A 20,638-nucleotide genomic window follows, 5' to 3' on the forward strand; every position below is an offset into this window, starting at 1 on the left:
CACTAGATGATACTTTATGGTGGCTTTTACGCAACTATTAACAGGGAAGTTGTACCTCGCCTTAATTCTGATCAGGATGGTGAGGAATAAATGCATCGCAATAGGACGCCGATTATGAACCAACTTTTCAAAGTTAAAGGATTTCTCGCCTATATTCTCGTGGTGTTTCTTAACGCCTTTGTGGATCTTGGCCACAAGATTGTTATTCAGAACACCATCTTCAAGACCTGGGATGGCGACCTGCAGGTGATTCTCACAGCACTGATCAACGGTCTGATTCTGCTGCCGTTCATCCTGCTATTTTCTCCTGCCGGGTTTATCTCCGACCGTTTCCCCAAGCCGACCGTGATTCGCTACGGTGCGCTGGCCGCTGTTGCCGGCACAGGGCTGATTGCCCTCAGTTATCTGGCTGGCTGGTTCTGGGTATCCTTCGGGTTGACGTTACTGCTGTCGATTCAGAGTGCGATCTACTCACCGGCCAAGTATGGCTTTATCCGCGAATTGCTCGGCGATGAGCGTCTCGCCCAGGGTAACGCGCTGGTGCAGGCGACCACTATTGTGTCGATTTTGGCGGGTACGTTTGTATTTTCCGGGCTGTTCGAGCATTTCTACCAGCCGGACTTCAGTGATACCTCTGAGGTGATGTACGCGATCGCGCCGCTGGGACTGGTGCTGGTGGTGTTGTCTGTTGTCGAGTGGACTCTTGCCGGACAATTGCCCAGTAGTGAAGCGGGCGAACCTACCAAGACGTTCAGTGTTAGCACCTATGTGAAGGGCGGTTATCTACGCGGCAATATCCGTGCGATTCGGGGTAGCCGAGCTATCTGGTTATCGATTGTCGGTTTGGCGATGTTCTGGGCGATCTCCCAGGTACTACTGGCGGCATTTCCAGCCTATGCCAAAGAGGTGCTGGCCGAGACCAATACGCTGGTGATTCAGGGGCTTCTGGGCGTTAGTGGTATCGGTATTCTGATCGGTTCAATTGTTGCTGGCCGTGCCTCTCGTGCACATATTGAACTTGGCCTGGTGCCGCTGGGTGCTATAGGTATTGCCTTCTGTCTGGGGGTCATGCCGTTGTTCAACGGATTGTATTCTCTGGCGGCGTTGCTGCTGTTGATCGGTGTCTGCGGTGGGCTGTTTATCGTGCCGCTGAACGCTCTTATTCAGTACACTGCCCGCGAAGAGAAGCTGGGCACGGTGCTGGCTGGCAACAACTGGATTCAGAACCTGGCGATGATCGGCTTTCTCGGGCTGACGGTACTGTTTTCGCTGCTTGGTTTCAGCAGTGCCGGGCTGTTCTACCTGTTGGCAGTTGTGGCCGTCGCGGGTGCCGCTTACACACTGTACTGTCTGCCTCATTCGCTGGTACGCATCTTCGCCGGTGTGCTTCTCAAACGTCGTTACCGGGTGAGTGTATCGGGGCTGGAGCATCTGCCGAAAGAGGGTGGAGTACTGTTGCTGGGTAATCATATCAGCTGGATCGACTGGGCCATGGTACAGATCGCCTGCCCGCGCCCGGTGCGTTTCGTCATGCTGCGCAGCATCTACGAAAGCTGGTATCTAAAGCCTTTTCTGAAGCTCTTTGGTGCGATTCCAATTAGTGCCGGTAACAGCAAGGACGCGTTGGAGAGTGTCAACCAGTGTCTTAAAAAGGGTGAAGTCGTGTGCCTGTTCCCGGAAGGGGCGATCAGTCGCACAGGGCATTTGGGCATGTTCCGCCGTGGTTATGAGAAAGCGGTGGAAGATATCGAGCAGGGGGTGATCGTGCCGTTCTACCTGCGTGGCCTGTGGGGTAGCCGTCTGTCCCGCTCGCATAGCGAAAAGCTGCGTGAGAACACCACTGATGGCTTCAAGCGCAATGTGATTGTAGCGCTGGGTAAACCTTTGCCGTTGAGTACCAAAGCCGAGGCGCTTAAACAGAAGGTGTTCGAACTGTCGGTAGATGGTTGGGAAGACTATACAGCGACGCTGGAGCCTCTGCCGCAGGCCTGGATGAAGCAGGCCAAGCGTCGCCCGAATTCTGTCAGTCTGATCGATACGCTCGGTGATGTGCGTTACAGCAATGCCCGGGTAATCGCCGGTACAACCGCGATGGCGCGCAGCATGAAGAAAATCTGCCGCGAGCAGAACGTGGGCCTTATGCTGCCTGCCAGTGCCGCGGGTGTGATGGCGAATTTGGCCGTGATGCTGAACGGTCAGACCGCCGTGAATCTAAATTTCACCGCAGGCGTGGATTCAGTGAAAGCGGCGATTCGTAGCGCCGGAATCGATACCGTGTATACCTCTGAGCGGTTTGCCAAAAAGCTCTTGAGTCGTGGGCTTGATCTGGATGCGATGTTGGCCGGTACCCGGGTGGTATATCTGGAGGACGTGCGTAAACGCATGACCAAAATCCGTTTACTGACGCATTTGATCAGTGCCTATCTGTTGCCTGCCTCTTGGTTGTGTCACCTGTATGGGCGCAGCACCACATTGGAGAGCCCGGCGCAGATTCTTTTCTCTAGCGGCAGTGAGGGTACACCCAAGGGGGTGGTGCTGACCCACCGCAACCTAATGGGCAATATCAAGCAGATCAGCGATGTGCTCAACACCGATGAAGACGATGCCATGATGGCTTGCCTGCCGTTGTTTCATTCATTCGGCCTGACGGTAAACAGCTTGCTGCCGATGGTGGAAGGGATTCCTGCGGTATGCCACCCGGACCCTACCGATGCGCTCAATATAGGCAAGGCGATTTATCGCCACAAGGTGAGTATTCTGTGTGGTACAGCCACCTTCCTGCGGCTTTATAGCCGCAACCGCAATGTCGTGCCGAGCATGCTGGATTCTTTGCGTGTGATTGTCGCCGGTGCCGAAAAGCTATCGCCAGAGGTGCGTAACAGTTTCGAGCTGAAGTTCAAAAAAACGATTTTCGAAGGCTATGGTGCCACCGAGACCGCGCCGGTGGCCAGTGTTAACGTGCCTGATTCCATGGACCCGAGCAGTTGGAAGGTTCAGACGGGTAACAAGCCGGGTACGGTAGGTATGCCGCTGCCCGGCAGCTGCTTCCGTATTGTGGATCCAGAATCGCTGGAATCACTGCCCGGTGGCGACGATGGTTTGATTCTGGTTTCCGGTGGGCAGGTCATGCAGGGTTATTTGAATGACCCTGAGAAAACCGACGATGCCATTGTTGAACTGGACGGTCGGCGCTGGTACTGCACGGGTGATAAAGGGCATATCGATAGCGACGGTTTCCTGAGTATCGTCGACCGTTACTCCCGCTTTGCCAAGATTGGCGGTGAGATGATCAGTCTGGGTGCGGTGGAGGCGGCCGTCGCCGGGGTGGTAGACAGTGAAACCACCGAATTTGGCGCTACCAATATCAAGGACGATAAAAAAGGTGAAAAAGTAGTGCTGCTGATCACCGAGGGCGCTGAGGATATCCGCCAGAAAATGGTCAAGGCGGGGGTGAATCCGCTAATGATTCCGGCACAGGTTGTTGCCGTGGACGAGCTGCCCAAACTCGGTAGTGGCAAGGTGGATTACAAAGGGCTGAAGCAGGTGGCAAGTCGGCTATTGCTGACCTGATCTGCGAAGGTAGATGTGAATAACCATAGAGTATTTCTGGAGGTTTACCTGTGTCTGATCAAGCACATATTGTTTTGATACATGGCCTTTACATGCGCCCCTTGGTGATGCGACCCATGGCGCGTTGGTTTGAAGCGCAAGGCTATTCGACTAGCTCTTTTGGCTATAAGACGACTTCCGAATCACTGGAGCTCAATGTAGAGAACCTGTCCACGCACCTTAGTAGTATCAATGCCAATGAGGTTTTCCTTGTCTGCCATTCACTGGGTGGATTACTGGCGCGCGCCTATGTGGCGTCTGTGGGTGAAGATCATACTATTCGCAAGGTGGTTACTATTGGTACGCCGCATCAAGGTGCGGCTATTGCCCGGTGGATGAAGTCAAAAAAACTTGGGAGCCTCCTGGGTCATAGCATGGAGAAAGGATTGATAAAAAACAGATCAGACTGGGATCTGGACATTCCTCTTGGGAGTATTGCCGGAGACGGAGGTATTGGTTTCCTGCCGCTGATCAAAGGAAATGCAGAACCCTCTGATGGCACCGTATCCGTCAGCGAAACTCACATACAGGGTGAGACTGACCACATAGTTCTGCACTACAGCCATATTCAGCTTATTATGGTTGCCGAAGTGTACGAGAAAGCACTTTGTTTCATAAAACACAGTAATTTTACATCTGATAGTTCAGGTTCAAGTTGAGATGATTTTTCAGGTCTATTCAACGTTAGCAAGTTGGTGGGTAGCCGCAGGAATCGTTCACGCTTTTAACTATGGGTCGGGAAGTGGTAGATTCTGCATAAATGCTTCAGAAAAGGAGCTATTAGTACATTGAACGACTGGATTCTCATTATTGTATTGACGCTGTTACCAGGAATCGCGATGCCGATCGGAGCAGTCTTTGCCGGGTTTGAGCATATCCGACCACGCTGGCTTGAAACTGAAGTTCGCCATAGCGTAATCGCCTTTGGTGGAGGGGCGCTTTTGGCAGCGGTCGCGCTGGTTCTTGTTCCGGAAGGGATAAAAAACCTGGATCTTCTGCTGATAGTGATCTGTTTTATGAGTGGAGCCGTGGCATTAATGTTGCTTGATGTTCTCCTGGCTGCCAAGGCTACCCCAGCAAGCCAATTAGTAGCGATGTTATCTGATTTTGTCCCCGAAGCACTGGCACTTGGTGCAACTTTCGCTGTCTCAAAGGCTTCGGGATTGTTGCTTGCAGGAATTATCGCGCTACAGAATCTTCCAGAGGGTTTTAATGCCTGCAGGGAAGTTACAAAATCAACTCATTATCGTATTTCACAAGTGGTTGGCGCATTCACTCTGATGGCCTTGCTAGGTCCAATAGCGGGGCTAACCGGATATTTTGTCTTGTCTGGATTTCCGGCAGTGGTTTCGGCTATCTCTCTATTTGCCGCTGGTGGCATCCTGTACCTGATCTTTCAGGATATTGCGCCGCAGGCCAAGCTGAAAAAGCACTGGGCTCCCCCACTTGGAGCGGTAGCAGGCTTTTTACTCGGCGTTATAGGTAAAGTTGCAGTTGGCGCATAAAGAGATAGCGGTAGAAATTAAAGATATTAACGTGCCTGCTCAAAGAATAAGCGACAGGGTATAACCAACCCGGAATAGGGTTGGCTTGCCCAATGTTCATTCCGTTACGTCTTTCAGTGTTAATAGACGTCCTCAAGGTATCGCCCGTCACGCTCGAGTGTGTCGACATCCAGGTTCAGGGGCAACAGGATCTCATTGATTACCTGTTTCACGCTCGAGGCCATGTCGCGCCCACCACAAACAAGGATTTGCGCACCGGTTTCTATCATGTGGCACACATTCGATGCATCTTCGCTAATTTTATCTTGTACATAGGCGCTTTCTGGAGCGCGGGAAAAAGCGGTATTCAAACCGCTCAGCCGACTGTCTTCAAGGTAGCGGCTCAGCTCGGGTTCATAAAGAAAGTCCGATTGCGGATTCCGGCCACCCCAGTAAAGGTACATGGGGTGCTTCGCGTTGTTTTTTCGGATAAAACCGGTCAGTGGGCCGATACCAGCTCCCGCCCCAATTAGAATAGTGGGATGATGGCCTGCAGCGGGTCGAAAATTCGGGTTGTGTTGAATAAATCCTTGGATGCGATCACCCGGTGTTAGGTTGTGGAGAAACCCGGAGCACAGGCCATCAGGTTGTTTACGTACACAGATTTCCAGCAATCCATCTTCGTTCGACGAAGCCAACGAGTAGTAACGGGGGGCTTTGCCACCTGGCGGGAGAATGCCGATTAAATCACCGGCATCGAAACCAGGCAATTGGTTGGCTTTTTTCCGGAATAGTCCCCACAATATTTTTTTGCCGGAAGCCGGTCCGAAGCGCAGGATGCTGGTGGGTGCTTGAACCGCCACGCCAAAGTCGGCTCTGTCCACCAGTGCCAGTTCAAACCGGGTGGTGGGGACTGGATTATGGCTAAGTGCCAGCGGTACTCCGGTTACGACGGCTATCCTATTGCCCCATTCAGTAAACTGCTCGGTCGATTTTCGATCAACGAAGCCAACTGCTGCAAGCCTTTCGAGCCCTATGAAAGCCAGACCCTTGTCCACCTGGATGGCAAATTTGCAGAAGCTTGCGAACTGTTTATCTCCAAACCCCAGAACCGCGAACTGTAGGCCGTTTGGCGCGTGGAAATGGTGCAGTTTTTCCATAAATTTGTTAGCTGATGTGGGTGCTCCGCCATCACCGTAAGTAGAGGTCAGTACTAGCAGCGTCGTGGCCTGTGGGTAGGTATCAGCAAGCTGGTTCATGTCAACAGAGAGTACCCTGCGTCCTGCAGCGGCCATTTGTTCATGGAGATCCCTGGCAAAGCCCCAGGTGGTGTTATTTTCCGTACCTACCAGAATGATTGTATCGGCTGTTGCGATATCTGCATTATCCAGAACACGGCCTGTTGCACGACGGCGTTTCCACCAGATTCGGGTGCCGCTGATCGAGAGCACTGGCACCGTCAATGCGGTCGCTCCCAGTATCAGTCCCAGCCACCATAAACCTTCACCCGTATGCAGGCGCATCATCCAGTCATAGAGCTGGCTATTAACGGGTGTCGCTTCGTATTGCAACATTTCGCCAGTGGATTGATCGATGAATCCAGCCCCCTGACGGGTGCTCAGCGAGAACACATCCTGCGGATCATTCGGGTAGGGGAACACCAGGTCATGCAGGTTGCTAAGGTCTGTGTTTTTGAGCGCTTTGAGTGAACCGATGACGGCCGGTGTGCCCCCTGAAACCTCTGCCGGGAAATCGGGTTCGCTACCAACAACTTGTGGCAGTAAACCAAAGCGCACCGCTGACATGTAACTTCCGGTCAGGGCTGAGAGCAAAAGTCCAATGACGGCAAACCGCGCCAACTCGGAGTGAATGCGATGATCGCCGGCCCCTTTGAATGGCCTTAACAATGCTCCCCAGCCACCTGCACGCCGAGACAACATGAAAGCACCTGAAATACACATCAGTACCATCAGGAACGCTGATACACCGGCTATTAAACGCCCTCCATTATCCATAAGAAAGGCGCGGTGCAAGTCTTTAATCCAGCGAAAAAAAGCAGACGGTTGGTATGGGGCGATGCCCTGACCCGTGATCGGATTCACCCGATCGGCTCCTGGATTACCGTCATTCATGTAGTAGACGACAACGCCACCTGAAGGCAAACGTTTAATTTGTTCCGTGCCCGGGTAATGTGCCGTCACGCGTTCAGCAAGCTGAGCTACGGTTACTTCGCCCACTGCCGGAACAATGGCACCCGAACGTTCTAGTGCCGGTGAAATCGACAAAATTGTTCCGGTGACGGCCAGCACGATCAAAAACACAGCTGTCAAAAGACCTGGAAGTGAGTGAAGCTTGCGCCACATAGTGTTACCTCCCGTTAATGATTCAAAAATTGTAGGTGAACGACTGCACATAGCCTCGTCCGCTAACGGGTTGACCAACGCCATCGGTGGTCAGCGGTGCGATAATATCGGCACGGTTGTCTCGCATATCTTCCACGGCGGTATCCACGCGAATCTGATAGCCGTTGTCGATCAGCGCTTCGTCCAGGTCCAGGGTGATATTCAGGGTTCGGCCACTGGAAACGCTGGCGCCGGTTAAACCATCGTATTCGGCACTATTCAGGCCGCTGCCTCTGGCCCAGTCTCGCAGGTGTTTGTAATATTTGCTTTTACCTCCAGCGACCCAGAGTGTGCCCTGATAGGCTCCATCTGAATCTGTCAGGTAGATCGCTATATATGCACCATCACCCCGGTAGTTGGTCAACTCGGTAGTCAGGGTCACTTCCTTGGCCAGTGCGACGGCCGGGAATGCCAGTGCAGCTGTCAGTCCTGCAATAAATAGTTTCTTTTTCATGATGTTATCTCCGATAATTCAGGCCACTGCAGTCATAGGGTTTACTCAACGGTGACACTAGGACGACCCTTCACAATGCCATTGCTCGGCATCACTGGATTAGCTGCAGGTGTTTGATTGTTACTGCGATATTCGTCATCGTCATGGTCGTCGTCGTCATCATCGTCCTCACGTTCCAGTTCCATCAGATCAAACGAGGCTGGCGCAAAGCTGGCTTCTACCCGGTTACCGTTAGCGTCGTTTGCTTTGACTTCGTAACAGCCATCGTCAACTTTGATTCGGAAAACGGTCCACCCATCGGCTTCCAGCTGTTGTCGCAAGGTTTCCTGAGGCTGCCAATGGGAAATAGGGTCGTCACAGTCATCATCGGCAAGCGATGCCCCGCTTAACAGCAGAATCGATAGGCCCAGTACAATAGGTTTAGTGTTCATGCTCGTTCTCCTTCTTGGTAATGTCGTCACTCTATACCGGATTTCTGACACCAGCCTGAAGGGGATGAGCGTGTACATTAAAGATGTATCGGTGACGATTTCCCCTTTAACATCCCAGCATTTCGTCATGGAATTGATCTTGATCTAACAACTCCAGCGACATTCTTGGTTGGATAGAGTGGCAGCGGAAAATCTACCCTTCTCGAAGTGCTTGCCGAAATCTGTGGTTTTAATCCAGATGGTGGGAACCGAGACCATTATCGGGAAGCGAGAGAAGATCGTTCAGAGTTAGCGCAGGCACTGCGCCTCTCGTGGATGCCTAAAATGACGGAAGGTTTTTTTATGCGTGCGGAAAGTTTCTACAATTTTGCTTCTTACCTCGACAGTGTTTCCAACTTCTTGGCTTATGGCGGCAAATCACTTCATCATCAGTCTCATGGTGAGTCGTTCCTGGCGTTATTTCAGCATCGATTCTACTAGCCTATCCGGGTGCCACTCTGTATCAGTTTGAGGAAGACGGCATTCGGGAAGTTGCTTACCACGAAACAGATCACTACATTATTCTTCCATAGTTGGGGTTACTCAATGATTAGTTTAATAAAATATGCTGTAATTATATGGGCGTGGGGGTGTTGGGCGTGGGCTGTGTATAGTCAGCAGTGGATCTGGCTACTCCCATCTGTAATTCCATACATGCTCTACACGTCATTCGGATATCATCTTTGTAGTGGCATAGTTAATTTGGCCATCTAATTAGAGGTGCTATCATGCACCAAGAGATAATTAGGTGACAATATGACCAGAAGACCAAACCGAAATTTCAGCCCTGAATTCAGACTCGAAGCAGCACAGCTGGTAGTCGACCAAAATTACTCTATTCGAGATGCGGCTGAAGCCATGAATGTCGGACATTCGACCATGGATAAATGGGTTCGCCAGCTACGAAAAGAGCGTGGTGGTGAAAGTCCAAAAGCAACACCAATGACACCAGATCAACTTAGAATACGCGAGCTTGAGAAACGTATCCGCGAAGTTGAAATGGAAAAAGATATATTAAAAAAGGCTACCGCTCTCTTGATGTCGGACTCTCTGAACAATTCTCGATAATCGAGAAACTCAAGACGAGCTACCCGGTAACGAAGCTGTGTGAGGTGTTTGGCGTGCACCGCAGCAGCTTCAGGTACTGGAAACAACGTTCAAAAAAGCCTGTATGTGCGAAAAAGACCGTAGAACAGGCAGTCGTTAGGGAGCTCTTTCGCGCGAGCGAGGGCTCTGCGGGTGCACGAAGCATTGCGGAAATGGCTACCAATCAGAACGTGCCATTGAGCCGCTATCGAGCCGGACGCTTGATGGAAAAGCTTGGACTTATCAGTTGCCAGGTACCTGGTCACACATATAAGAAAACAGGTGATGAACATGTTCAGATACCGAATCATTTAGACCGCCAGTTTAACGTTGATGCGCCAAACTGCATCTGGTGTGGCGATGTCACGTACATCTGGACTGGCAATCGCTGGGCTTATTTAGCGGTTGTCATTGATTTATTTGCACGTAAGCCAGTGGGCTGGGCGATGTCGCTATCGCCAGACAGTGAGCTTACCAGCAATGCACTAAAAATGGCGTATGAGAGCCGTGGTCGACCGAAAGGCGTGATGTTCCATAGTGACCAGGGTAGCCATTATACGAGTCGTAAATTCCGTCAGACGCTCTGGAAGTGTCAAATAAAGCAGAGCCTTAGCCGACGTGGTAACTGCTGGGATAATGCACCAATGGAGCGTTTTTTTAGAAGCTTGAAGGTTGAATGGGTGCCTACCTACGGCTACCACTCACTCGTTCAGGCGCAGCATCACGTAGTGAAGTATTTAATCGGGTATTATAGTCAGCTTCGACCACACCGGCATAACAATGGAATGAGTCCGAATCAGGCAGAGGAACAGTACTGGATTAACTATAAACCGGTGGCCAGTTTTACTTGACCACTACAGATGATTAGCCACATCACAAGATGCTGGTTCGGGAAATTCAGCTGAAAGTAATTGTTCTGATCAAAAAAGGGGAGGTGAGTCTGCGAGGCTATGGCTTGGAAGTAAGCCATATAAGTTTTGGAAGGAATTATCCGATCTCATTGAAAAGAGTTACTCGGATGTATTCGTTCCGGAATGGATATTTCAAACACGGAAAATAAAAAGCCGCGCATGCTGAGCGGCATTAGGCGCATCTCACCTGCGCCACTTATAGACATACCACGGGAGCAGCAACGAAATGAATGGAGAGCCAAAATGAGTGAAACACTATCTACTGAAAGCAGCACACCAAGTGTGAGCGAAGCTTGGAAGGTGAAGTTCGATATCCTCCAAAAGATGGGGGCGGGTGAGCAATTTTTGTACAAAGCCATGGGCTCTGCTGAATACAAAGGGCTTAGTTTCAGAGAGAGAAATAAGATTTCCTTCAACATCTTAGCGTTTCTGTTTGGTTCTCTTTACTACTTTAGCAAAAAAATGTGGGCAAAAGGCGCCGCAATCCTAGGTGTAACATGGGCGCTGGCTACTTTGTTAACGCTTGTGGAATTCATTATTGGGTTTGAGTTTCCTGCTGTTGCCTATTGGATTCCATCATCTGTTTTTTGTGCTCAGCTAGCCAATTATGATTACTTTCGAAAAGTAATGTATGGTGAAAACATGTGGGGCGGCTGGCCCAGCATGCTTTCAAAGCCAGTGGGTGCAATAGGCTTTCCGCTGCTGGCATTGGTTTTATTGTTTGGCATAGTAATGTTGGGTCCCGTCCCAGTTCCTAAATGTAGCGATACAGAAACAACAAACCTGATCAAACAAATTGCAGACCGTGAAATGGGTAACCAATTAGGCGCTGAAGCCACAAAAATGTTTTCCTATACGATTGGTGCAATAAGAACAACAAATACAAATGAACAAACTGGGGCCTACGAGTGCGCCGCCGAATTGAGCATTATCACTAGTAATACTGGGCAAGCGAACGAAATTCCAATCACCTATACTGTTGAAATGGCCGATAATGGGAAGGAATTTTACGTCAGTGTGTTGGGCCTATGAAAGTGGCTTGGCAATGCCAGTCACGTTGGTGGCTACTTCATTTTGGCTTCGCCGACATTATCTAAAATCCAAAGTGGCATTTGAAGCTGTGTTTGCAGTATTTTTTGGAGTGGTTGGCTTTAACTTGCTGACAAATGAAATCGTAGAATAGTGTTCTAATCTTGTAAGCAAGGCGTTATGCAGGTACAGAAAAGGAGACTTTATGCTAGAACTTAGACCAAACTGTGAGTGCTGCGACAAAGACTTGCCGCCGAATTCAAGCGAAGCGGTCATCTGTACTTTTGAATGCACTTTCTGTTCAAGTTGCGCAGAAAATGTCTTGAAGCATCAGTGCCCAAACTGCGGCGGGAACCTGGTTCAGCGTCCTATAAGGCCGGAATCGCTGTTAGCGAAAAATCCGGCTGCAACTAAGCGCATCCTAAAACAAGAAGGATGTGTCACCGTAAATTCATAACTAGGCCTTTCGTTGCGGCTCCGCCTTGACTACAGTATAAGGGCTCTTCAATTGGCCACACCGGATACTACTTAGGTGAGGCCCAGCACTTCGACGCGCCGCGCCGCTCATATGAATGAATAGGCATTACTCAATAGCAGGACGTGAACAGACACCGCGAGAGGAGGTCGCTAACTCGGTCAGTCATGGCATAGGGATGTTTGCGGCGCTGATTGGTGCTTTCTTTCTTATCAAACATGCTGTGATGCTTGGAGACCCTGCATTTATCGTGGGCTGCAGCGTTTTCGCAGCCACCATGGTGATGCTCTATATGGCATCCTCCCTCTACCATGCTTTGCCGCCTGGTAGTAACAAGGCGGTGTTTCTGGTGATTGAGCATTCGGGCATATTTCTGTTGATTGCCGGTACTTACACGCCGTTAACACTGGGTGTTTTGTACGGCCCTTGGGGTTGGTTGTTGCTGGGAATTGTTTGGGGGCTCGCCTTTATCGGGATCACCTTAAAGATCCTTCTCAAGTCACATCACCACATTCTGTTCACCAGTCTTTACCTGCTGATGGGTTGGACAATCGTGATTGCAATCGAGCCGTTGATGGCCAATATCTCTCAGACTGGCTTATTTTTGTTAGTGGCAGGAGGCCTGTCCTACACAGTCGGCGTGATCTTCTTTGCCACTGACTCAGCATTGAAATACGGCCACTTTGTCTGGCATTTGTTCGTTATTGGCGGTACTACCTGCCATTATTTTGCCGTGCTTGGGTATAAAGGCTGACAGCGATTTTTGATTATTCTGTGTGTCCGTGTGCTCCACGGCAGAATTTGCCACGTTGCCGCCATACAGTCCGTACACTGATAAGAACAACATTAACCCTGTCGGGATGGTTGTATCGCTGTCGACATGCATCAGCAGAACAGGGCAATGAATGCGCGTTATGGTGTCAAACCGATAGCCTATAATCCGTTCTACATAGTGCAGTACATACCAACCTGCCGACACTAGCATGGGCACCAAGGCAAGAGTGTCAGCGTGATTATCAACCATGAGGGCTGCAAATAGATACCAAGCCAATTACCTGGATATGAGTAATTCCCCAATATGTGATATAAAATTGCTAATCAGGCGTTGTAGCAGACCAGCAGGGCTCTTGACGGCCTTTGCCTTCACGCAGTTGGGCTAAGGCGGCTTCCATATCGAAGTTTGGCTTGGTCATGTGTCATCTCGTTTTTGCTTAGTTTATCGAAATGGCACAGAATTCTGAACACTACCGTAGGAGTTGCGCCAACATGAAAATTCTCATTCTACCCGGTTTCGGAAATTCAGGGCCAGATCACTGGCAAAGTCGCTGGGAACAACTCAATAAAAACTGTATGCGTGTTAACCAAGAGCGTTGGGAAAGCCCTATCTGCTCAGACTGGGTTGCCTCACTTGAAGACGCTGTTAAATCTTCCGGTCCAAGGACCACGCTTGTAGCGCATAGCTTAGGGTGCTTACTTGTTGCTCACTGGGCAGCCAAGACGAATCTGAAAATAAATGCAGCTTTACTCGTCGCTGTTCCAAACCCCCAAAGTCCTGCATTCCCTACCCAAGCCTTTGGGTTTGAGCCATTGCCAGTGGATAGGTTACCTTTTAAATCTATTGTTGTCGCAAGTACCAACGATCCCTATGGCGGAATCATCTACTCTGAAGAATGTGCGTCAAACTGGGGGAGCGACCTGGTCAACATAGGCGAGGCGGGTCATATCAATGGCGATAGTGGTTTGGGTGATTGGCCTGAGGGTCAAACGTTGCTGCGACAACTTGAGGGGCTTATTTGAGGTAAGGCTCATTTGATGGTTTGCTGGGTGCTGATGAAGTAACTACGGAAGCGATGTGATATCTACTGCACTAACCTCACCGTCCAACATCAGTGGCAGAAACAACAGGCCGCCGCCGATATTGATATCAGCCAATCCTGCAGGGTACTGAGCGATCTTTTCGGCGCGTCCATCGGTTACTCTATAAAGGGCGCCGTTTATCCAGTCATTCACCCAGAAGGCATCGCCAATCTTAACTACGCCGTCCAGGTTGCCCAGTTGCTCCCCACCAGTGATGGGTTGCAGGTTTTTATCTGCCAGGGATATGCGCATCAGGCTTCCAGGAGTTTGGGTGGTGAAGTCATCCGCAATCGGGTGTCCCCAAGTAGCAACAATTAAATCTTCACCATCGACGAAAACGCCGTTGGGATGCTGTAGCTCTTCGGAGTTAAGCCAAAGTTCGAGTTCGCCATCGTGGTAGCGGAACAGCTGGGTGCCGAGCATATCGGAGATATAGGCATTGCCTGCCGAGTCGGCGGCTATGTCGTTCAGCATACCGGCATCAGCCATTAGCTCCTGCGTTTGGATACCTGTATCGAGATTAAATACCCGGAGCCGGTCGATATCAGCAACCAACAAGTGATTATCGACAATTGCCATGCCTTTGGGGGCATTCATGTCGCTTGCCCAGTGCTTTTCTCGGACAGTACCATCGGCATTTAATTGGCTGATATAGCCCTGAGCATTCTTTTCCATGGGTTGGCCAGCTATGTTGCTAATGTAAACCAGGCCGGTCATAGGGTCTACCAGCGCCGATTCCGGTTGTTCAAATCCTGTTTGCTCCCAGATGGGTGTAGGCTGACTTGCGGCAACATAAGTGGCCACGCAGCAGGTCAGTAGTGTGATCGTGAATAATGCCTTCATGGGGTGATTCCTTGTTTAGTGAGTGTGCCTTGAGACTACAAAAGCACTATATTTATTGATACTAGATATTTATTTGGTATCATTTATAGATACTTTACGATCCAGAGGAGCGTCGTAACATGTCAGCAGCCGTGTTTTCCCGTTTGAAGCAAATATTAAGAAGCCGTGGTCTGACTTATGCTGATCTGGCTCTACGTCTGAATTTGTCTGAAGTCAGTATCAAGCGCACCTTTGCCTCAGGCGATTGCAAATTAAGTCGCCTCAAGGCCATCTGTCGCGCGTTGGATCTGGACTTACATGGATTGCTGGAAGCAGAGTCGGAAGCTATAGCGGTGGCCAAGCTACTGCCCCTTCCTGCAGCTGAAGCCCTGGCGGTGGATCGTTCACTGTTATCGGTGTTTATTTTATTGCTGAATGGCTACAGTCCCGAACACTTGAGTGATATCTACAACCTAAGTTCTTCAGAGCTTTATCTGTACCTGCGTGAACTTGAGGAACTGGAGTTGCTCAAGCTAGGAGCCGGCATGGAGGTGCAACTGCGAGTAACGCCACCGGTGGACTTTCTTGGTCATCCGGCACTGGCCAAGCAGGTTAAACAGCTTAACCTCGATTTTCTTGACTGGGTGTTCCAGCGAAAGGATGAGCCTGGTTATCTGTTCGAAACCAGCTCCCGTCATTTGACCGATGAAAGCATCGCTATTATGCGAGATGAACTGCGAGAGCTCGGGGCCAGGTTTCGCAGGCTGGCACACCGAGACGCACTCTTGGCGCCGCGGCATCAGCTTCACGGGGTCAAGTTCATCGGTGTCTTTGGACCGGTTCCATTTGACCGATTATTGCAGGTACAAAAGCGCTGACACGAATACTCTATTAATATAGAGGAGGGGATTACTTATTATCTTGTATGGCAATTTGTCTGGGCATCCTATACAACGTAGCTGTTATCGATGGCAGAAAATGAACTTTCTAAACTTATCCGGTATGAGTAGCAACCTGTATGCACATGCATCTTAACAAGGCCAAAACATTCCGTGATCTTCATGCACAATCGAAGGTCTTTCTGATGCCCAATGCTTGGGATGGTGGTAGCGCCCGAATGCTTGCAGCGGCTGGATTTTCCGCTATCGCGACGACGAGCGCAGGTATTGCATACTCGCTCGGACTTCCGGACTATGAGGGAGCCGTTACGCGAACGGACATGCTCAATAGAGTACGAGAAATAGCCGAAGCCGTTAATGTCCCAGTGAGCGCCGATCTTGAAGCGGGTTATGGTGCTGAGCCTGAGCAGGTAGCCGAGACGATAGAACTCGCAATTATCTCTGGAGCTATTGGTGGAAACATAGAAGACTTCACCGGCGATCTAACCACGCCCCTGTTCGACCTGCCACTCGCCATAGAGCGAATTCATATGGCGCGCAAAGTGGCCGATAAAAGCGACATTCCGTTCACGTTGACTGCCCGCACGGATTGCTACCTTACTGGCGTGAAAAACCCCTTTTCGGAAGCTGTTCACAGGGCAAATAGCTATAGGGAAGCGGGTGCAGATTGCCTGTTTGTTCCTGGTGTGTCGGATCCGAAAGTGATTGCTGAGCTGGTTAAAGAGATCGACGCGCCACTAAATGTTGTCATGGGCCTCAAGGGGCAGCCGTTAACGGTTTCTCAGCTTGAAGATCTGGGTGTGCGGCGTATTAGTATCGGAGGGAGTCTCGCTCGTGCTACATACGGACTCATGCGAAGGGCCGCACAAGAAATGGTTGTAGATGGCACGTTTAACTATTCGAATGATCAAGTTCCGGATGCCGAACTTAGTGCGTTTTTCGCCGGTCATCGTAACACCTAAACAATGACAGAGGAGTTCTGTTTATGTTCACTGCTGAGTTCTTCCTTACCTCGTTGGTTGTTGTGCTCATTCCTGGCACAGGTGTTGTATTTACCATCTCCACAGGGCTAATGCACGGGCGTCGTGCAAGCCTTTACGCTTCGCTGGGTTGCACGCTTGGTATCCTTCCGCATCTATTGGCCACTATTCTGGGCCTGGCTGCTATTATGCATACAAGCGCGGTAGCGTTTCAGATACTCAAGTATGCGGGTGTTGCGTATCTCCTTTACCTTGCTGTTGTTACATGGCGTGATCGAACTGCTTTCTCTATTCAAGAGTTATCGCGCAAAGAAGGGGCTGGTTCATTGGTGATTAAGGCCTTCTTGCTAAATATTCTCAACCCGAAGCTAACCATCTTCTTCCTGGCCTTTTTACCGCAATTCGTTACAACTGATGCGCAGTCACCCTTGAGTCAATTGCTCGGTCTGAGTGCTATCTTCATGGCTATGACCTTCGCTGTTTTCGTTCTCTATGGTCAGCTCGCTCATAGGTTCCGAGCCGCTGTTATAGAATCCCCTCAGGTTCAGGAGTGGTTGCGTAGAAGCTTCGCTGCAGCCTTTGCGGGTCTTGGTGTGCAACTCGCTATGTCGGATAGATAACTGCAATGTGGTGTGGTAGGTGATATCGAATCACGTGTTATCAGGGAAATACGATGAATAAAGTTGTTATCGTTACTGGCGGTGGTCGAGGAATTGGTGCGGCAACGTCGAAGTTGTTAGCATCAAGAGGGTATGCTGTCTGTGTCAATTACCGTTCAGATGCCAAAAGTGCCGATGCTGTCGTTGCTGAAATTACGGCGCTTGGTGGTAGAGCGTTTTCGTTCCAAGCTGATGTTTCCAAAGATACTGACGTTGTAGCTTTATTCGATGTAACCGAAAAAACCTATGGCCATGTTACACATTTAGTCAATAACGCAGGCATTTTGTATCCTCAGTCGTGTCTTGCTGACATAGAGGTTGAGCGGTTTAACAAAGTTCTGTTATCTAATGTAACTAGCTGTTTTCTTTGCTCACGTGAATTTATCAATCGAAGTAAATCGACAGGCGCTATCGTGAATGTGTCATCAGCGGCTTCACGAAGCGGCGCGCCGTTTGAATATATCGATTATGCCGCCTCTAAAGGGGCGATGGATTCATTAACAAAAGGCTTGTCACTGGAGGTCGCTTCTAAGGGTATTCGTGTGAACTCGGTAAGACCCGGTTTCATTTATACGGATATGCATGCGGATGGCGGTGAGCCTAACCGAGTTGAACGCTTAGCGCCTCAGATCCCGTTGCAACGTGGTGGTACACCTGATGAAGTAGCAAATGCTATTGCTTGGTTATTATCAGATGAAGCATCCTATGTTACTGGATCATTCATCGATCTGGCCGGCGGGAAATAGCTGGGGTTAACCAGAAAAATGCAACGCCGTTGGCCTTCAGTGGCCTTATATTAAAATCCAAGGGAAATACCAAGTTATGCCACTTAGAGCCATTCTTTTTGACCACGATGGAACCTTAGTTGACTCCGAACCAGTTCACTATGCGTTATGGCAAACTGTCTTGGCTCAGTATGGCGTCTCGTTGTCCGAGCAACTGTACAGACAAGACTATGCCGGTGTGCCCACCAAGGCCAATGCCGTTGATATAGTGCATAGGTTTGAGCTTGATGAGCTCCCCGAAACGCTGGTAGCAGCGAAAGATGCCGCTACCAGCGAGTACCTACGTCGAAACGCCTTTCCACTCATGAATGGTGTACTTGAAACTATCAGGGAATTTCGTCTTTGTGGTCTAGATCTCGCCATAGTTACAGGAGCGGGCTCAGAAAGCGTCTATGCAACCCTTAAGGCAAATAATCTCGGTGATAGCTTTGTTACCGTTGTATCAGGGGATGATGTTCGCGCAAGTAAACCAGCGCCGGACTGCTATCTACTGGCTCTACGGCGGCTAGGCTTGCAAGCATCTGAATGCCTTGCTGTTGAAGATACACAACATGGTTTGAAAGCATCGCATGCCGCCGGTATTGGTTGTTTAGCCGTACCTACGACCATGTCAATGCATCACGATTTTGGTGTTGCCCAGGCCGTACTTGAAGGCATGCCACAGGTTACGGAGCATGTGCAACAATTGCTTAAAGTCGAGAAACTTAAGCAGTTTACTCACTTGGGATAGTCTAAAGCCTACTCCATAACCTAATATTAACCCTAGGGAGTTTTAGCGGGTAAGTGAGGACAGTAAACCTCTGTCCCAACCTGAGCTGGTCCGGGCGTCCCTACGCCATCATAGAAAAGGAGACTATTACATGCTTGCAGTTCAGGCTAGAGATATGGCGGCCTATAATCGCTGGATGAATCAGCGGATGTATGCCGTGTGTGCAGAGCTCTCTGATAGCGAACGTAAAAAAGACATGGGGGCTTTTTTTAAAACAATTCATGGCACGCTCAATCATATTCTGCTTGGCGATAAAATCTGGTTAGGGCGCTTCTTGGGCAAACCATTTCAGGCAGCAGATCTTGGTGAGGAGTTGCATAGTGACTTTGAAGCGCTATGGGAGGACCGTGTTGCAACCGATGAAATCATCGTTTCATGGGCCGCCGCGCTGACGGATTCTGAGTTGGCTAGCAAACTGGAATATACAAGCCTTGTTAATCCCTCCACCCGCAAATATGAGATGTGGCTGGTGGTTGCCCATTTCTTCAATCATCAAACCCATCATCGCGGTCAAATCACAACACTGCTAAGTCAGTGTGGGCAGGATATAGGTGTTACTGACATCATATGGCTCCCTGACGTAGTGGAGCGAAACGCCTAGCCTGGACGAACATGTGATCCGAGATAAATAAGCTCGATAAGGGGATTGTACCGTGCGGCTGAGAATTTTTTCTGATCTGCATCTGGAGCACTTCGATGAAGGGCTCTACCTGCCAGATGTAACAGCCGATGTGGTTATATTGGCTGGTGATATCCATACAGGAACGCAAGGACTTCATTGGGCAGCCAGTCGTTTTTCTGGGGTGCCGATTATCTATGTGCCTGGAAATCATGAATATTACAATCATTCCATGTCTGCACTGCGTGCTGACTTAAGTTTTGAAGCCAAAAGGTTCGGCATCCATTTACTCGATAATGCCAGTGTAAATATTGGTGGTGTAAAATTTTTAGGCAGTACACTCTGGACAGATTTTGAACTCTATGCGAACCGTCCCGATAACAATGCGGCTTTTACCTATAAGAAAGCTGTATCTGTCATGCCAGACTTTCGCATCATTGAACAGCCTGATGGGATGATTTATACACCTGAAGAAAGCCAACGGCTGCATAATCGAGCTATTAAGTGGTTGGAAAAAGAGTTGGCTTCTCCTTATGCTGGCCCTAAAGTTGTCATCAGCCACCATGCACCGTTAGCAAATTGTATTCCTGTTTATTATAGAGGTGATGCCCTCTCGCCAGCCTTTGCATCGGATCTTGCCTGGTTAATGGGGAAAGCGGAACTATGGGTGCATGGTCATGTTCATGAAGCTGTTGATTTTGAGTGCATGGGGACACGGATCATAGCTAATCCAGGTGGTTATCCATATGAGTTTGAATCGCCTAGCTTTGTACCTGATCTGGTTGTGGAAATAGCGACGACTTGCTGATTTACCAGATGTTTTTTCTAAGCTAATCATCAGTAATGGCAGGGTTATATATTAGGAGTAACGTGTATGAATGTCAGTTCGAAGGGGAGTTGCTTATGTGGGGAGGTTGCCTACAAGATCACCGGAAATATTGGGATTTTTCAATACTGCCATTGTTCACGTTGCCGTAAGTTCACTGGCAGCACTCATGCGTCAAATCTGTTGGTCTCTCCTGAGCAGTTTACGTGGCTTAAAGGCGATTCTCTGGTGGGTTATTATTCGCCCGAAAATACCAAGCACTTCGCCACTGCATTTTGTAAACAGTGTGGTTCATCATTGCCCTGGCGCGCTAAAAGCGGGAAAGTGGTCGTTATACCTGCAGGCACTCTTGATGAACACCCTGGTATAGAGCCAGTCCAAAACATATTCTGTGCATCAAAGGCTGAATGGTATATATCTCCAGGCGTATTACCTGAGTATGACGAATTACCCCATAAGTGATATAAAGCGACTGACTCTGTGTTTCACTAGATGAGTCGAT

The 20,638-nt window shown here is 49.6% G+C and carries 20 protein-coding genes; 16 read left to right on the forward strand and 4 right to left on the reverse strand.

Translation table 11 applies throughout. The features are described 5' to 3' along the window. Positions 1–114: 114 nt before the first annotated feature. From F5I99_RS09030 to F5I99_RS09040, 3 genes are all read left to right on the forward strand, one after another. Positions 115–3,570 (forward strand): acyl-[ACP]--phospholipid O-acyltransferase, encoded by a 3,456-nt coding sequence (locus F5I99_RS09030; RefSeq protein WP_151055219.1) that lies wholly within the window; start codon positions 115–117, stop codon positions 3,568–3,570. Positions 3,571–3,620: 50 nt separating this feature from the next. Then, on the forward strand, positions 3,621–4,268 hold the full coding sequence (locus tag F5I99_RS09035; protein WP_151055222.1) for a DUF7379 domain-containing protein: 648 nt from the start codon (positions 3,621–3,623) through the stop codon (positions 4,266–4,268). 129 nt (positions 4,269–4,397) lie between these two features. Then, entirely contained in the window at positions 4,398–5,114 is a 717-nt protein-coding gene (locus F5I99_RS09040) for a ZIP family metal transporter (RefSeq protein ID WP_151055225.1), read from the forward strand. A gap of 119 nt (positions 5,115–5,233) precedes the next feature. Here the strand turns inward: F5I99_RS09040 and F5I99_RS09045 are convergent, their stop codons facing one another. The 3 genes from F5I99_RS09045 to F5I99_RS09055 are packed head-to-tail and all read right to left on the reverse strand — an operon-like array spanning position 5,234 to position 8,380. Continuing rightward, on the reverse strand, positions 5,234–7,456 hold the full coding sequence (locus tag F5I99_RS09045; RefSeq protein WP_151055228.1) for a PepSY domain-containing protein: 2,223 nt from the start codon (positions 7,454–7,456) through the stop codon (positions 5,234–5,236). Between the two features lie 22 nt (positions 7,457–7,478). Continuing rightward, the gene (locus F5I99_RS09050) at positions 7,479–7,949 is read right to left on the reverse strand and encodes a DUF2271 domain-containing protein (protein ID WP_151055231.1); all 471 of its coding nucleotides are present in this window, start codon (positions 7,947–7,949) and stop codon (positions 7,479–7,481) included. Positions 7,950–7,990: 41 nt separating this feature from the next. After that, on the reverse strand, positions 7,991–8,380 hold the full coding sequence (locus tag F5I99_RS09055; RefSeq protein WP_151055234.1) for a PepSY domain-containing protein: 390 nt from the start codon (positions 8,378–8,380) through the stop codon (positions 7,991–7,993). A gap of 795 nt (positions 8,381–9,175) precedes the next feature. Between F5I99_RS09055 and F5I99_RS09065 the strand changes: the two genes are divergently transcribed. From F5I99_RS09065 to F5I99_RS09090, 5 genes are all read left to right on the forward strand, one after another. Then, positions 9,176–10,356, forward strand: a protein-coding gene (locus F5I99_RS09065) for an IS3 family transposase (protein ID WP_151053352.1) whose coding sequence is annotated in 2 segments (ribosomal slippage) — positions 9,176–9,443 and positions 9,443–10,356 — 1,182 coding nt in all. Because the reading frame shifts where the segments join, the coding sequence is not laid out codon by codon here. A gap of 303 nt (positions 10,357–10,659) precedes the next feature. Next, positions 10,660–11,448: a DUF2628 domain-containing protein gene (locus F5I99_RS09070; RefSeq protein WP_191905993.1), complete on the forward strand. Its 789-nt coding sequence runs from the start codon at positions 10,660–10,662 to the stop codon at positions 11,446–11,448. Positions 11,449–11,650: 202 nt separating this feature from the next. Next, a complete protein-coding gene (locus F5I99_RS09075) occupies positions 11,651–11,902 on the forward strand; it encodes a DUF1272 domain-containing protein (RefSeq protein ID WP_151055239.1) in 252 nt (83 codons plus the stop codon). A 115-nt stretch (positions 11,903–12,017) separates the two neighbouring features. After that, positions 12,018–12,674 carry a PAQR family membrane homeostasis protein TrhA gene (gene trhA / locus F5I99_RS09080; RefSeq protein WP_151055242.1) on the forward strand — a complete coding sequence of 219 codons (657 nt, stop codon included), beginning with the start codon at positions 12,018–12,020 and terminating at the stop codon, positions 12,672–12,674. A 512-nt stretch (positions 12,675–13,186) separates the two neighbouring features. Beyond that, on the forward strand, positions 13,187–13,717 hold the full coding sequence (locus F5I99_RS09090; protein WP_191905994.1) for an RBBP9/YdeN family alpha/beta hydrolase: 531 nt from the start codon (positions 13,187–13,189) through the stop codon (positions 13,715–13,717). 42 nt (positions 13,718–13,759) lie between these two features. Here the strand turns inward: F5I99_RS09090 and F5I99_RS09095 are convergent, their stop codons facing one another. Continuing rightward, positions 13,760–14,620, reverse strand: coding sequence for an SMP-30/gluconolactonase/LRE family protein (locus F5I99_RS09095; RefSeq protein ID WP_151055245.1), 861 nt, complete (start codon positions 14,618–14,620; stop codon positions 13,760–13,762). 119 nt (positions 14,621–14,739) lie between these two features. Here F5I99_RS09095 and F5I99_RS09100 point away from each other — a divergent pair, with 119 nt between their 5' ends. From F5I99_RS09100 to F5I99_RS09135, 8 genes are all read left to right on the forward strand, one after another. Further along, complete coding sequence (locus tag F5I99_RS09100; RefSeq protein ID WP_151055247.1) at positions 14,740–15,477, forward strand: helix-turn-helix domain-containing protein; 738 nt, start codon at positions 14,740–14,742, stop codon at positions 15,475–15,477. Positions 15,478–15,617: 140 nt separating this feature from the next. Further along, the gene (locus F5I99_RS09105) at positions 15,618–16,460 is read left to right on the forward strand and encodes an isocitrate lyase/PEP mutase family protein (RefSeq protein ID WP_225307613.1); all 843 of its coding nucleotides are present in this window, start codon (positions 15,618–15,620) and stop codon (positions 16,458–16,460) included. Between the two features lie 23 nt (positions 16,461–16,483). Continuing rightward, the gene (locus tag F5I99_RS09110) at positions 16,484–17,098 is read left to right on the forward strand and encodes a LysE family translocator (RefSeq protein ID WP_151055250.1); all 615 of its coding nucleotides are present in this window, start codon (positions 16,484–16,486) and stop codon (positions 17,096–17,098) included. A 53-nt stretch (positions 17,099–17,151) separates the two neighbouring features. Beyond that, entirely contained in the window at positions 17,152–17,883 is a 732-nt protein-coding gene (locus F5I99_RS09115) for an SDR family oxidoreductase (RefSeq protein ID WP_151055253.1), read from the forward strand. 76 nt (positions 17,884–17,959) lie between these two features. Beyond that, on the forward strand, positions 17,960–18,652 hold the full coding sequence (locus tag F5I99_RS09120; protein WP_151055256.1) for an HAD family hydrolase: 693 nt from the start codon (positions 17,960–17,962) through the stop codon (positions 18,650–18,652). A 130-nt stretch (positions 18,653–18,782) separates the two neighbouring features. After that, entirely contained in the window at positions 18,783–19,292 is a 510-nt protein-coding gene (locus F5I99_RS09125) for a DinB family protein (RefSeq protein ID WP_151055259.1), read from the forward strand. Between the two features lie 52 nt (positions 19,293–19,344). Continuing rightward, on the forward strand, positions 19,345–20,118 hold the full coding sequence (locus F5I99_RS09130) for a metallophosphoesterase (protein WP_151055261.1): 774 nt from the start codon (positions 19,345–19,347) through the stop codon (positions 20,116–20,118). A gap of 66 nt (positions 20,119–20,184) precedes the next feature. Further along, a complete protein-coding gene (locus F5I99_RS09135) occupies positions 20,185–20,598 on the forward strand; it encodes a GFA family protein (protein WP_151055264.1) in 414 nt (137 codons plus the stop codon). Positions 20,599–20,638: the final 40 nt, after the last annotated feature.

The sequence above is a fragment of the Nitrincola iocasae genome (genome assembly GCF_008727795.1).
In the GTDB taxonomy this organism is placed as follows: Bacteria; Pseudomonadota; Gammaproteobacteria; order Pseudomonadales; family Balneatricaceae; genus Nitrincola; species Nitrincola iocasae.

Bases quoted from the DNA above. Each gene is read 5' to 3' on its own strand.
- F5I99_RS09095 (WP_151055245.1), bottom strand. From the start codon at position 14,620: ATGAAGGCATTATTCACGATCACACTACTGACCTGCTGCGTGGCCACT.
- F5I99_RS09125 (WP_151055259.1), top strand. From the start codon at position 18,783: ATGCTTGCAGTTCAGGCTAGAGATATGGCGGCCTATAATCGCTGGATG.
- F5I99_RS09105 (WP_225307613.1), top strand. From the start codon at position 15,618: ATGCACATGCATCTTAACAAGGCCAAAACATTCCGTGATCTTCATGCA.
- F5I99_RS09055 (WP_151055234.1), bottom strand. From the start codon at position 8,380: ATGAACACTAAACCTATTGTACTGGGCCTATCGATTCTGCTGTTAAGC.
- trhA (WP_151055242.1), top strand. From the start codon at position 12,018: ATGAATAGGCATTACTCAATAGCAGGACGTGAACAGACACCGCGAGAG.
- F5I99_RS09135 (WP_151055264.1), top strand. From the start codon at position 20,185: ATGAATGTCAGTTCGAAGGGGAGTTGCTTATGTGGGGAGGTTGCCTAC.
- F5I99_RS09030 (WP_151055219.1), top strand. From the start codon at position 115: ATGAACCAACTTTTCAAAGTTAAAGGATTTCTCGCCTATATTCTCGTG.
- F5I99_RS09075 (WP_151055239.1), top strand. From the start codon at position 11,651: ATGCTAGAACTTAGACCAAACTGTGAGTGCTGCGACAAAGACTTGCCG.
- F5I99_RS09115 (WP_151055253.1), top strand. From the start codon at position 17,152: ATGAATAAAGTTGTTATCGTTACTGGCGGTGGTCGAGGAATTGGTGCG.
- F5I99_RS09100 (WP_151055247.1), top strand. From the start codon at position 14,740: ATGTCAGCAGCCGTGTTTTCCCGTTTGAAGCAAATATTAAGAAGCCGT.
- F5I99_RS09090 (WP_191905994.1), top strand. From the start codon at position 13,187: ATGAAAATTCTCATTCTACCCGGTTTCGGAAATTCAGGGCCAGATCAC.
- F5I99_RS09120 (WP_151055256.1), top strand. From the start codon at position 17,960: ATGCCACTTAGAGCCATTCTTTTTGACCACGATGGAACCTTAGTTGAC.
- F5I99_RS09070 (WP_191905993.1), top strand. From the start codon at position 10,660: ATGAGTGAAACACTATCTACTGAAAGCAGCACACCAAGTGTGAGCGAA.
- F5I99_RS09045 (WP_151055228.1), bottom strand. From the start codon at position 7,456: ATGTGGCGCAAGCTTCACTCACTTCCAGGTCTTTTGACAGCTGTGTTT.
- F5I99_RS09110 (WP_151055250.1), top strand. From the start codon at position 16,484: ATGTTCACTGCTGAGTTCTTCCTTACCTCGTTGGTTGTTGTGCTCATT.
- F5I99_RS09050 (WP_151055231.1), bottom strand. From the start codon at position 7,949: ATGAAAAAGAAACTATTTATTGCAGGACTGACAGCTGCACTGGCATTC.